We start from the raw sequence: 12,101 nt of genomic DNA on the forward strand, positions 1-12,101 counted from the left end.
CTCGCTTACAGGAATTTTGATATTATTATTTATTTACTTCTTTACTTTAAAATCAGTTGCTCCCGGATAAGGTTTCAGATACCCCGAATTCCAGTTAGACTGCAGTAATGATTCTACAAATTCGTCTGTTCTGTTTTTATGAGGATCATATCGTTCTTTTAAATCAATATCCGCCATCTTTCCTTTCAGATTCCACCAAAAGGCACTAAATCCACCTCTCATCTCTTTAATGATTTCATATACATTTTTACCGGTTGCTCTATTCATTAGCTTTGCAAAAACTTGTCCTTCGGTAGTAGTAAGATCTCTTAATTGCTTTTCATATTGATCAGCAAGCATATTTTGCCTTTCTCTGATGAACTTTCTCTTGGCTTTATTATCCATATCAGTCATGTCTACCTGGATATCTCTGTATTGCTGTAATGCAGTTACAAATAACGGATACACCCTATATAGCTTCTTGTTTAAGAAATAATAATAGTTTTTATCTAATTGATTATTGAACCTTGGTTTATTCACTAAAACCAGTTCATCCATTACTACTACAGGCTCCCCATTTACTTCATAGATCTTAACTTTCTGCTGCTCGTCATAATAATACTTATTGCCAAATTCATCTACTTTTAAAGACTCAGCGGGGTATTGATTCAGCGGTTTTGCGACCACAGTATCTTCCTGCCCATAAACACTGGCTCCAAAAAAGAACATAAAAAGACAGATAATCTTACTAAAATTCATTATTTTTACACTTATAAGAACAAAAATTAAACGCAAAAATCATTCCTTTTTATGAAATTTGAAAAGAAATCTTTAAAATTTTTAGAAAAATATTTAAACACTTCATCTCCAACAGGTTACGAACATAAGGGACAAGAGGTTTGGATGGATTATATCAGACCTTATGTAGACAAGATTGAAGTGGATCATTACGGAACATGCTACGGGATCATCAATCCTGAAGCAGAATTCAAAGTAGTGATTGAAGCTCATGCTGATGAAATTTCCTGGTATGTTAATTATATTACGGATGATGGATTGATTTATGTAATCAGAAACGGAGGCTCAGATCAGACCATTGCCCCATCAAAAGTAGTACACATTCACGGAGAAAACGGAATTGTAAAAGGTGTATTCGGATGGCCTGCCATTCATACCAGAGCCAATCAGGACGAGCCTACTCCAAAAATCGAAAATATCTTTATCGACTGTGGTGCTATTTCCAAAAAAGAAGTAGAAGACATGGGAATTTTTGTAGGATGTATGATCACCTACCCTGATGAATTCTTCGAAATGAATGACCGGTATTTTGTTTGCAGAGCTCTTGATAACAGAATCGGTGGTTTTATGATTGCTGAAGTAGCAAGGCTTCTAAAAGAAAACAAAAAATCTATTCCATTTGGTCTTTATATTACCAATTCTGTACAGGAAGAAGTTGGGTTATACGGTGCTGATATGATTGCTGACACCATTAAACCTAATATTGCAATCGTAACTGATGTTACACACGATACAACGACTCCAATGATCGAAAAAAAGAAAGAAGGAGATCAGAAGTGCGGCGCAGGACCTGTAGTATTCTTCGCACCAAGTGTTCACCATACTATCAGAGAGCTTATTATTGACACCGCAAAAACAAAGAAAATTCCTTATCAAAGGGCTGCAGCAAGCAGAGCAACAGGAACAGATACTGATGCTTTTGCACATTCTAACGGCGGTGTGCCAAGTGCTCTAATTTCCTTACCTTTGCGCTATATGCATACAACAGTAGAAATGGTGTCTAAAGAAGACGTAGCCAATGTTATTAGATTGATCTACGAAACAGTTCTGAAGATTAAGCCGGAGATGAAACTGAAGTATCATTAATAGGAGAAAGAACCAAGAGTAAAGAGAAAAGACTTAAAGTCATACATGATTAAACATCAAGTGTCTTTATTCTTTTCTCTTTATTCTAACATCTAATATTAAGTAAAAAGTAAAAATGAAAACGAAGCTTATTGCTCCATCCCTTTTATCTGCAGACTTTGGGAACCTGCAAAGAGACATTGAAATGTTAAACAATTCTCAGGCAGACTGGTTCCATATTGATGTAATGGACGGCAGATTCGTCCCTAACATTTCATTTGGTTTTCCAGTAATGAAAACCGTTCAGCAGCATGCTAAAAAATTCGTGGATGTTCACTTAATGATCGTAGAGCCTGAAAAATATGTTGATGAATTCATCAACCATGGTGCGGACCTTATATCTGTTCATTATGAAGCATGTACCCACCTTCACAGAACAATCCACCATATCCAAAGCAAAGGAGTAAAGGCCGGTGTTGTTCTAAATCCTTCTACCCCTGTTTTAATGCTTGAAGATATTATTGCAGATGTAGATCTTGTATTATTAATGAGTGTAAATCCAGGATTTGGAGGACAGAAATTCATTGAGAACACTTACAAGAAAATTGCTGAAACTAAAGATCTTATCCTGAGCAATAACTCAACCGCTCTTATTGAAGTAGACGGAGGCGTAAACCTTGACAATGCTTCTAAACTTTTCGAAGCTGGAGCAGATGTTCTGGTTGCCGGAAATGCAGTATTCTCTGCTGAAAGCCCGGAAAGAACTATTGAACTTTTGAAAATCTAAAAAGATAGAAATTTACATAAACAAAAGGCAGTTCCGATGGAGCTGCCTTTTTCAGTTTGAATTTGAGTCGTCCTGGTTATTAATTTTTTTCCAAAATTCTTAAATGTTTAATTCCTTCTTACTAACAAAACAAATTTCCGTATAAAATTAATTCCAGTCAATCCGTAGAAATACGGAATTTATAGCTGAGTAGTTTCACTTATTACGTATCTCTCTATACTTCTTTATGCCAAATACAAGCACAAATTGTCAATATAATACTGACTACCGAAAAAACAGTTCTTATATTATTCAGGAAATTCCATCTTGTTTCAAAATTCTCACGCATTTGTTTAATAGCCTCAATACCAGCTCCGGAGATATCAAATTGATCAAGCTGATCATTCATAGGAACATTTCCTGCTACTGTAACTCCAAAAACACCTATCAAATAAGCTAATGCTGCTAATAAAAGAAACATAAAAACAGGCTGTTCTCCACGCAGGAAGAATGCAGACACCGGAAGAAGAATTGCAGTCCCCATAAAACTTGCAAAAAAGACAGGATTCAGAATTTCACGATTGATATTCTGCATTGCCTTCAAATATTCAACATCTGACAGCTTTCCTAACCCAAGCACTACAGAACATGAATAAGCGTAAAAAAGCCCTGCAATAAGTGCTGTAAGTACAGCTGTGATGATTAATAATACAGTTGTCATTTTCATATAATTGATTTGTGGTTATTAGAGGATCATCATTTAGTAAGGATTCCATTTTTTAATGATGTTCTGAGCGGTAAGAATCATTTCCGGATCCCAATTTTCTGTTTTAAAATAGTGAAATTCATGATTTTGAATAGATACAGCTTCAACACTGTCAAACAACAGCTTTGTCAGCAATGTCTGTTCTTCATGTAAAATCATATCTTCTAAAGGTTTTTGGGGGAATTGCACTTCCTTCTTACTCCAGGGATTTTTATTTTGAATTTCCAGATCTGATGAGTCAATCAGTGCCCTAACTTTATCAAAATCATCCAGAAAACGGTTTCTTTTCTCTTCTGTATTAATGGTGTGTCCCAACCTTTCAATGATCATATATTCCAGATTTTCACATTGGGATAATATTGAAGGCAATATCAGCAGTATCTCTTCAGGAATTGAATCATCATGCGTATCTCTCCGCACCGGTTTCTTCCCGTAAGCACTTTCCTGCCAGCTCCCTCCTGACAGATGAATTTCCCGAACTTTATTCAAAGGATACAGCTTAATAATTTCCTGCATTTCCACTTCAAAATTACAGGACTGGCAATAGATATTGTGGAGATCAAGAATCAGGAACCCATCCACATCTTCTGTCAATTGATCAAGAAACGCTCCTTGTTCCATTACATCATCCAATGAAAATGAAAAGGCAAGATTTTCTATCCCAACAGGAACCTGCACGGCATCCTGTAACCTGTAAAGCCTATCTTTCCCAATCTCTAATGTTTTAGAGTGTAAAGAAACGGGTAATGGTACTCCCTGATGAAAATTTTCGGTATTCATAAAACCGAAATGTTCCGTAATATGGTTATATTTTCTTTTTTGAAACTCTTGTTTTAATTGGCTAAGCCACATCTCCTGTCTTTCGCTCCATTGGGCATCAAATAAAGAATAATATACTCCATGACCAATCAAACGATTATTTTCTGCATAAAAATTAAGCAGATCACCAAGCCAAGAAGGTTCTTCCATATTGTAGAATGTATCAAATGACCATTCAAGCACTTCAACAGAATTGCTTTGTAATAAAGGCATAATAGCAGAAATAAACTCTGCTTCTGCCATCATAGATAATCCTAGCAGTGGTCTTCTCATATTCTACCCCATTCCACAGGCTGGACAAGAAAAATGACTCATCTTCACGGTATCTTTTTTAACAATAGCTTTAGGGGTCGTCGGTTTAGGTTTTTCTGGACTTTCTGGAGCTGGAGCAACCTTTTTAACTTTCTTCACCGGCTTTTTGGTATTTGCTGCAGGTTTTGTAGTTTGTGCTGAAACTCCTACTGCCAATAAACTCGCCATTAATAATGTTGGGATTTTCATAATGCTCTTTTAGAAAAAAATTACAATAAATGTTCCATTTATAAAAATACAATAATAAGAAACGTTTCAATAGCAATTCTTAATAAATATTAGAAACTATTTTATAGTATACTGTTTTCTTTATTTATATTTAAAGTTAAAATAAATCTATATATGAAAAGCCGTCTGATTAAAGCTGTTTTCCTTGGGTTGATATTCTCTGCACAGAGTATCAATGCTCAGGCTCAAACAGTTGACAACAGTAAAAAAATGGAATGGTTTAAAAATGCAAAACTGGGCATTTTTATTCATTGGGGAATCTACTCTGTTAACGGGATCTCCGAATCCTGGTCATTCTTCAATAATTATATTAATCACGAAAATTATATGAAACAGCTGAATGGTTTTTCAGCTTCAGAATATCAGCCAAAGCAATGGGTAGACCTTATTAAGGAATCCGGAGCAAAATATGCTGTTATTACCACAAAACACCATGATGGTATTTCACTCTGGAACACAAAAGCAGAAAAAGCGATAAGCATTCCCCAAAACGCTCTGGCCCAAAAAGACGTTCTCACTCCTTTTATTTCCGCACTGAAAAAGTCAGGTTTAAAAACAGGTCTTTATTTCTCATTGCCAGACTGGAGCCATCCGTATTATGACATCAATACCCGGACAAAAAAGCGTTACGAAATAAAAGACGAACCTACACGATGGCAGAATTTTATCAGCTATTATCAAAGTCAGCTTAATGAACTCTCCTCTCATTATGCCCCCGATCTTCTTTGGTTCGATGGAGACTGGGAACATACATCTGAGGAATGGAAAGCCACTCAAACCTTAGATTTACTTAAGAAATACAACCCTAATATTATCATCAATTCAAGGCTCAATAATCATGGAGACTATGACACTCCTGAACAAGGCATCCCGGTAGTACCTCCACAAAACCCTTATTGGGAGCTTTGCTATACCATGAATGATTCCTGGGGATACCAGCCTTATGATAAAAAATATAAGACCCCGAATATGATCGTAAGCACATTGGCAGATGTGATCAGCATGGGTGGAAATCTTTTGCTGGATATCGGTCCGAAATCAGACGGAACCATTCCGGAGGAACAGATTGATATTCTTAAAAACCTTGGACGCTGGACCTCCAAAAATCAGCATGCTGTTTACGAAACAACACGCGGAATTCCTTTTAATAATTACAAAGGAAAATCATCTTTATCAACTTCTAAAAAATCATTATTCCTTTATCTTGATGAAGCCAAAAATTTCACAAAAATCTATGGACTGGCAACAAAACCTCTTTTGGCAAAAATCATTGGAGATCCTGCCGCTGTTGTTACAACAGATTATAATGCTGAAAAAACACTGACTTTAAAATTTTCCAATGTAAAATTTGATAAAGATGTTACTGTTGTAGAAGTTATTTTTGAGAATCCACCTACATTTCTGAAAGATTTTAAGAAGGAAGAACAGTCTCTTGCCGAGATATTGGAAATCAAAAATACACAGGAAGCAGTTTATAATATAGCTAATGCTCTGCACTATGATCATAATTTATTGACACATGATGGTTTAACTCATGATGGTCTTGATATGAAAATTAAAAAAACACCTCAAACAAACCCGGAAACCCTGCAATGGATAAGCAAACACTCTGAAGCTTTATTTGAAACAGGAAAAGGATTACCAGAGGGACACTTCTCTGGAATGAGTGCTTTATCAAAAGACCAACAAACCCTTTATCTTTTTATAGAGGGAGCCCCTACCGGCCCTATTGCTCTAAAAGGAATAAAAAATGACGTTGCCAGAATACGAATCGTGGGTGATGGCAGCATGCTTACTCACACTATTTACAATAAACTATACTGGAGTGACCGGCCAGGAATCATTTACATTGATATTCCTAAAGAAAGACTGGATAAACAGATGACTGTCTTAGCTGTTTTGCTGAATAAACCTATTGAATTATACAGAGAAAATGTAGGAGCTATTGAAAACAACCTTTAATTAAAGTTCAAAATAAGAGCTCATAAAAACACAAAATCCGGAGAAAAATATTCTCCGGATCTTTTATTTTGTAAGAAATCTTCTTAGAAAATCTCTCTTCCTGAAAAATGGAACTGAGCCTCGATTAATGCATTCTCGTCAGAATCTGAACCGTGAACAGCATTTTCTCCGATGCTTCTAGCAAACATTTTTCTGATAGTACCTTCTGCTGCCTCAGCAGGATTAGTAGCTCCAATTAATGTTCTGAAATCTTCAACTGCATTGTCTTTTTCTAAAACTGCAGCTACGATAGGACCAGAACTCATGAACTCTACTAATTCACCATAAAATGGTCTTTCAGCGTGTACTTCATAGAATTTTTTTGCATCAGCAACTGTAAGCTGAGTTAATTTTAAAGCTTTGATTTTAAAACCTCCTTCAGCAATCTTACCCAATATTGCACCGATATGTCCGTCAGCAACTGCATCAGGCTTAATCATAGTGAATGTAATGTTAGACATAAATGTATATTTTTTTAATGGTGCAAAATTACAAAAAATATCTTTGATTTTTATTTTAATTTTTTTTTAACATAAAAATAACTTTTGTTAAGAAACCATGAACCAACCTTTGGCACAGTAATTGTTAATTCTATTACGATTCTCATGTTTAATTTGAGTTTTCATGGTTATTAGTTTTTACCCAGCTTCGGCTGGGTTTTTTATTTGTAAAAAATTGAATGTTTTTTTGATAATTTGACAAAATTGAAAACCATATAAAAGTAGATTAATATCGTATTGCTTCTAATTCAATCAATGAAATAATTGATTTTTTTTAAATATTTTTTTATTTCAAAATATTTTGACACAAAAAGTAGAGTTATACAACAAATTACATGCGATAAAAAGTAGAGTTATTTTAAAATCCTTTTATTTCTTTTCTCTAAAAATGAAATAAGTTTCCTAAATTATTTTATTTACTGTTTTAAAGTTGGTTTCTAAGATTAGAAACGGAATTAGAAATCTAAAGCACAGAACAAACCTAACAGATTTTAAAAACTTGTTAGATTTTAAAAAAAACACCTCCATATTTATTATATGAAGGTATGATATTGATAAAAATATTTTACAATTATTTTTGAGCGGCTTCTTCGGCTTCGTCCATCAGCTTTACGTAGGTTGCATAGCGGGAGTGTTGAATTTCTCCAGTTTCAAGAGCGTCCAATACGGCACATTTAGGTTCATTGATGTGAAGACAGTTGTGAAACTTACATTCTTCCCTTTTTTTGAATATTTCAGGGAAGTAATGTTGTACTTCTTCTTTTTCAATATCAATCATAGCAAACTCACGAACTCCAGGAGTATCAATAACATTTCCGCCAAAATGCCAGAAATGCATTTGTGCAAATGTGGTGGTATGCTTTCCTTTTAAATGCGTATCTGAAATTTCAGAAGTCTTCAGGTTTAATCCAGGTTGCAAGGCATTAACCAGAGTAGATTTTCCACATCCTGAATGGCCGAAAAATACAGAAGTTTTATCTTTCAGAATTTCCTGAAGCTGATCCAGATTTAATTTTGAATATGATGAAATTTCCAATGTCTCATACCCTATGTTCTGATAATCAAGCTCAACCTCTTTTACAATCTCAATTTCTTCTTCATGTAAAACATCAATTTTATTAAAAAGAATTAGAGGTTTTATATTGTAAGCCTCACAGCATGCCAGAAATCTATCCAGAAAACCTAATGAGGTTTCCGGATGCTTCAAAGTAAAAATAAAGCAGGCAAGATCAATATTGGAGGCAATAATATGCGCTTCTTTTGAAAGGTTTACAGATTTTCTGATCAGATAATTTCTGCGTGGTTCTATTTTAGTAATCCATGCAATATCATCCTGTTCGAGCTGAAATTCCACAAAATCTCCTACAGCAAGCGGATTGGTAAGTCGTGTTTTAATCAATTTGAATTTCCCCCTGATTCTGGCCTCGAAAATTTTATTTGTTTCCAATTCCAAAACCTGGTACCAGCTGCCTGTAGATTTAATAATTTTTCCTTTCATAGATAATATGGTGCAAATATAAGGAATTAGGGCTTAGGGTTGAGAAATATAGGAGAAAACAAATGTTTTAATTTCCTAAGTTCTTATTCCCTAAGCCCTACTCTTTATTATCAGTGGTCAATAATTTAATTCTTATCGATCATGATACTATTCTGTACCTCAATAGATTCTTCGTGAATGGCTTTGAACACTTTCTCAATAAAGTCCTGAGACATTCCTGTTTCTTTTGCTTTTTGAGTTGCGTATTCTGTGATCACTTTCCAACGTTCGGGCTGGAAGATCGCGATATCATTTTCCTTTTTAAGCTTACCGATCTTTTCTGAGATTTTCATCCTTTGGGAAAGAAGCTCAATTAATTGGAAATCAAGATCTGAGATTAATGTTCTGTGTCTTCCCATTTCCCCTTCGAAACCAGCAAGATTTGTACTTCTTACTTTTAAATTCCCAATCAGATCAGCCAATACTTCAGGAGTAATCTGCTGTGCAGCATCACTCCAAGCTTCATCAGGATTAGAGTGTGTTTCGATGATTGCTCCCTGGTAACCCACGTTAAGCGCTTCCTGGGTAATATCTGCCAATCCAGTTCTGTTACCACAAATGTGAGAAGGGTCAATCAGCATTGGAATATTAGGGAACTGGCTTTTGAAATCAAGAGCGATCTGCCAGTTAGGATTATTTCTGTATTTTGTTTTTTGGTATGTTGAGAACCCTCTGTGAATTACTCCCAGGTTTTTAATATCCTGACCTAAAAGTCTTTCCAGCGCTCCAGCCCATAAGGCAAGATCTGGGTTTACAGGATTTTTAACGAATACCGGCTTATCTGTTCCTCTTAAAGCCATTGCAATTTCCTGTACTGTGAAAGGGTTTACAGTAGAACGTGCTCCAATCCAAAGGACATCTACATCTGCTTCTAGCGCTGCAAATACATGGTGAGCATTAGCGACTTCAGTTGCAGTTTTAAAACCATATTCTTCTTTTACTTTTTTTAGCCAGTTCAAACCAATCACTCCTACTCCTTCAAATCCATTAGGCTTCGTCCTAGGTTTCCAGATTCCTGCACGGAATACCGATACCTGAGCATTAGATTCTTTAATTCTTCTGGCAGTTTCAAGCATCTGAGCCTCACTTTCTGCACTACATGGTCCTGCGATCATTAATGGTTGTGTAAGCCCATCGATCCACTCGTTTTTTAAATCTTTTAAATTCATATTCTAAATTTTATTGTTTTTATATTTTTTATTAAGTTCACAGCAATAGCCCTTTGATTATAAAATTTAATTTATAATTCTTTTCAAAAAATGCCGTTCAAAAATTGTTTAAAGGAATCAGGAAAATGAAAGGGCTCTACTTCTCCTGTATTTTTTGGAAAGAAATTTTATTAACAGTACCAATAAAATCGGTAATACGTTCTAAAATTTCTAAAATAAGAAGCAGAAAAGCTAAAATAACCGCTAAAATAATTAGCGGGTGCAAAGAAAGACAGATATGTATTAGATAATTTTTCCATTTTGTTCTGGAAATGTCTTTGTTTTAGCGTTTCTTACTATAATTTGTTTTTGTTGAAAAGTTATTTTCAGCAGAAAACTTTGACAAATATATAAAAATTATGTCAAATCAAACTTCATTAAATCATCAAGATCTTTCAAAAGTGGATTTTTTTCTATGAATTTTTCGTAAATTTTTCTTTTGGTGACTACCTCAATCTTCAGATTTTCAACGTCTCGCACGTATTCTACCTCAATGGAATAGTTCTGAACTTTTCTTCTGAAATGATTAAAAAATTCTCCACTTATTTTATCAAATTCTACTTTTGCAGAATCGGAAGGGAATAAAACTTTGATCTTATTCTCCTCTTTTTTCTCCAGTTTGAATGTTTTTACTGCATTAAAAACAAAATTGTTTTTTATCTGCAGATGTTTAAGCATAATTTTCCACTCAGCCTGAAGGTCTGTATCTGTAAAATGATTTTTTGGAAGATGATCAGTTCTCACGGCAACATCTTCTGCTACTTCAGTTTTCTCTTCTTTGTTTAAAAACGAATTGATACTGAAGCCTGAAGAAACGCCCGGTCTGGATAATGGTTTTGTAGTTTTATTAATCACAGCAGCCTGCACAGGTTCTGCCTGTACAGTGGTCACTGTCTTAACGACTTCTTTTTTCTCCTGAACTTTTTCAGGGATTTTCACTTCCTGCTTCTCATTGAGAAACGGAGCCAGTATCAGGAATTTTTTTTTTTAGTAACGTCTGAATTAGCAGTCAGCGAAGCCAATTGCATTAATGCAATTTCAACCGTAAGTCTTGGGTTTTTGGAATTCTTGTAATTAATATCCGCATGGTTGCAGATCTCGATACCATCAATCAGTTGTTGAGCATTCCATTTCTGACCTTGTTCTACAAACTTCGATTTTGTTTTCTCTCCTACTTCAATCAAATCTATGGTAGAAGCATTCTGAGCCATCATTAGATCTCTGAAATGATTTCCTAGTCCGGCAACAAAAATATGGGGATCAAAACCTTTTTTAACGATATCATTAAATGCGGAAAGAACTTCAGGAATTTTATTTTCCTTGGCAAGGTCCACAATATTCAGATATTGATCGTAATCCAGAATGTTTAATACTTCTGCGGCTTTTGCCAGGGTAATATTTCTCTGGGAGAATGTAGAAAGTCTGTCGAAGATAGAAAGAGCATCCCTTAATGCTCCATCAGCCTTTTGAGCAATCAGGTAAAGGGCATCATCTTCGTATTGGATATTTTCTTTTTGAGCTATGTTTCTTAAATGTCCCTGAATGTCTTCAATAGTGATTCTTTTAAAATCATAAATCTGACAACGGGATAGAATGGTTGGAATAATTTTATGCTTTTCCGTCGTTGCCAAAATGAAAATGGCATGAGCCGGCGGTTCTTCCAACGTCTTAAGAAAAGCATTGAAAGCAGCGGAAGACAGCATATGGACCTCGTCAATGATATATACTTTGTATTTACCAACCTGGGGTGCAAAGCGTACCTGATCTATCAGTTCTCTAATATCATCTACAGAGTTATTGGATGCAGCATCTAATTCATAGATATTATATGCAAATCCATCTTCTGAAACGGAGCCGTCTTTCTCATTGATTTTTCTTGCTAGAATTCTTGCGCAAGTAGTTTTACCCACTCCACGAGGACCACAGAAAAGCAATGCCTGAGCAAGCTGGCTTTCTTCAATTGCATGTTCTAAAGTATCCGTAATATGGGATTGTCCTACAACTGTGTCAAACTCCTGAGGACGATATTTTCTTGCAGATACTATAAAATTTTCCATTGGTCAAAAATAAGAAATATAGTTTTAATTTGAAAATTAAAAGTTTTCAAATTATCCACAAGAAG

At 35.1% G+C, this 12,101-nt stretch carries 12 protein-coding genes; 3 read left to right on the plus strand and 9 right to left on the minus strand.

What is annotated here, in order from left to right:
- Positions 1-33 precede the first annotated feature (33 nt).
- Positions 34-738 (minus strand): DUF4294 domain-containing protein, encoded by a 705-nt coding sequence (locus H5J24_RS11885; protein WP_068943009.1) that lies wholly within the window; start codon positions 736-738, stop codon positions 34-36.
- A 51-nt stretch (positions 739-789) separates the two neighbouring features.
- Here H5J24_RS11885 and chrP point away from each other — a divergent pair, with 51 nt between their 5' ends.
- On the plus strand, positions 790-1,863 hold the full coding sequence (chrP, locus tag H5J24_RS11890; RefSeq protein WP_068943008.1) for a chryseobasin maturation metalloprotease ChrP: 1,074 nt from the start codon (positions 790-792) through the stop codon (positions 1,861-1,863).
- A gap of 115 nt (positions 1,864-1,978) precedes the next feature.
- Entirely contained in the window at positions 1,979-2,629 is a 651-nt protein-coding gene (gene rpe, locus H5J24_RS11895) for a ribulose-phosphate 3-epimerase (protein WP_068943007.1), read from the plus strand.
- Positions 2,630-2,843: 214 nt separating this feature from the next.
- On the opposite strand, the gene chrI is transcribed toward rpe, so the two are convergent.
- Genes chrI through chrA form a run of 3 tightly spaced genes read right to left on the minus strand, consistent with a single transcriptional unit; the run spans position 2,844 to position 4,694 of the window.
- Positions 2,844-3,335, minus strand: a complete 492-nt coding sequence (gene chrI, locus H5J24_RS11900; RefSeq protein WP_068943006.1) for a chryseobasin maturation helper ChrI — start codon at positions 3,333-3,335, stop codon at positions 2,844-2,846.
- A 33-nt stretch (positions 3,336-3,368) separates the two neighbouring features.
- Positions 3,369-4,466 carry an MNIO family chryseobactin maturase gene (gene chrH, locus H5J24_RS11905; RefSeq protein WP_068943005.1) on the minus strand — a complete coding sequence of 366 codons (1,098 nt, stop codon included), beginning with the start codon at positions 4,464-4,466 and terminating at the stop codon, positions 3,369-3,371.
- A 3-nt stretch (positions 4,467-4,469) separates the two neighbouring features.
- Positions 4,470-4,694 carry an MNIO class RiPP chryseobasin precursor ChrA gene (gene chrA / locus H5J24_RS11910; protein WP_068943004.1) on the minus strand — a complete coding sequence of 75 codons (225 nt, stop codon included), beginning with the start codon at positions 4,692-4,694 and terminating at the stop codon, positions 4,470-4,472.
- Positions 4,695-4,847: 153 nt separating this feature from the next.
- On the opposite strand from chrA, the gene H5J24_RS11915 reads away from it, so the two are divergent.
- Positions 4,848-6,695 (plus strand): alpha-L-fucosidase, encoded by a 1,848-nt coding sequence (locus tag H5J24_RS11915; protein ID WP_068943003.1) that lies wholly within the window; start codon positions 4,848-4,850, stop codon positions 6,693-6,695.
- Between the two features lie 83 nt (positions 6,696-6,778).
- Here the strand turns inward: H5J24_RS11915 and H5J24_RS11920 are convergent, their stop codons facing one another.
- From H5J24_RS11920 to dnaX, 5 genes are all read right to left on the minus strand, one after another.
- Entirely contained in the window at positions 6,779-7,195 is a 417-nt protein-coding gene (locus tag H5J24_RS11920; protein ID WP_034687444.1) for a nucleoside-diphosphate kinase, read from the minus strand.
- Positions 7,196-7,805: 610 nt separating this feature from the next.
- A complete protein-coding gene (gene rsgA, locus H5J24_RS11925; RefSeq protein ID WP_068943002.1) occupies positions 7,806-8,732 on the minus strand; it encodes a ribosome small subunit-dependent GTPase A in 927 nt (308 codons plus the stop codon).
- A 125-nt stretch (positions 8,733-8,857) separates the two neighbouring features.
- On the minus strand, positions 8,858-9,940 hold the full coding sequence (locus tag H5J24_RS11930; RefSeq protein ID WP_068943001.1) for a chorismate mutase: 1,083 nt from the start codon (positions 9,938-9,940) through the stop codon (positions 8,858-8,860).
- A gap of 396 nt (positions 9,941-10,336) precedes the next feature.
- Positions 10,337-10,918, minus strand: a complete 582-nt coding sequence (locus H5J24_RS11935) for a hypothetical protein (RefSeq protein WP_228407619.1) — start codon at positions 10,916-10,918, stop codon at positions 10,337-10,339.
- 32 nt (positions 10,919-10,950) lie between these two features.
- The gene (gene dnaX, locus H5J24_RS11940) at positions 10,951-12,036 is read right to left on the minus strand and encodes a DNA polymerase III subunit gamma/tau (RefSeq protein WP_068943000.1); all 1,086 of its coding nucleotides are present in this window, start codon (positions 12,034-12,036) and stop codon (positions 10,951-10,953) included.
- Between the last annotated feature and the right edge of the window lie 65 nt (positions 12,037-12,101).

This window comes from Chryseobacterium capnotolerans, assembly GCF_021278965.1.
GTDB lineage: Bacteria > Bacteroidota > Bacteroidia > Flavobacteriales > Weeksellaceae > Chryseobacterium > Chryseobacterium capnotolerans.

Excerpts from the sequence above, each read along its gene's own strand:
- H5J24_RS11885 (WP_068943009.1), bottom strand. The coding sequence starts at position 738 with ATGAATTTTAGTAAGATTATCTGTCTTTTTATGTTCTTTTTTGGAGCC.
- chrP (WP_068943008.1), top strand. The coding sequence starts at position 790 with ATGAAATTTGAAAAGAAATCTTTAAAATTTTTAGAAAAATATTTAAAC.
- rpe (WP_068943007.1), top strand. The coding sequence starts at position 1,979 with ATGAAAACGAAGCTTATTGCTCCATCCCTTTTATCTGCAGACTTTGGG.
- chrI (WP_068943006.1), bottom strand. The coding sequence starts at position 3,335 with ATGAAAATGACAACTGTATTATTAATCATCACAGCTGTACTTACAGCA.
- chrH (WP_068943005.1), bottom strand. The coding sequence starts at position 4,466 with ATGAGAAGACCACTGCTAGGATTATCTATGATGGCAGAAGCAGAGTTT.
- chrA (WP_068943004.1), bottom strand. The coding sequence starts at position 4,694 with ATGAAAATCCCAACATTATTAATGGCGAGTTTATTGGCAGTAGGAGTT.
- H5J24_RS11915 (WP_068943003.1), top strand. The coding sequence starts at position 4,848 with ATGAAAAGCCGTCTGATTAAAGCTGTTTTCCTTGGGTTGATATTCTCT.
- H5J24_RS11920 (WP_034687444.1), bottom strand. The coding sequence starts at position 7,195 with ATGTCTAACATTACATTCACTATGATTAAGCCTGATGCAGTTGCTGAC.
- rsgA (WP_068943002.1), bottom strand. The coding sequence starts at position 8,732 with ATGAAAGGAAAAATTATTAAATCTACAGGCAGCTGGTACCAGGTTTTG.
- H5J24_RS11930 (WP_068943001.1), bottom strand. The coding sequence starts at position 9,940 with ATGAATTTAAAAGATTTAAAAAACGAGTGGATCGATGGGCTTACACAA.
- dnaX (WP_068943000.1), bottom strand. The coding sequence starts at position 12,036 with ATGGAAAATTTTATAGTATCTGCAAGAAAATATCGTCCTCAGGAGTTT.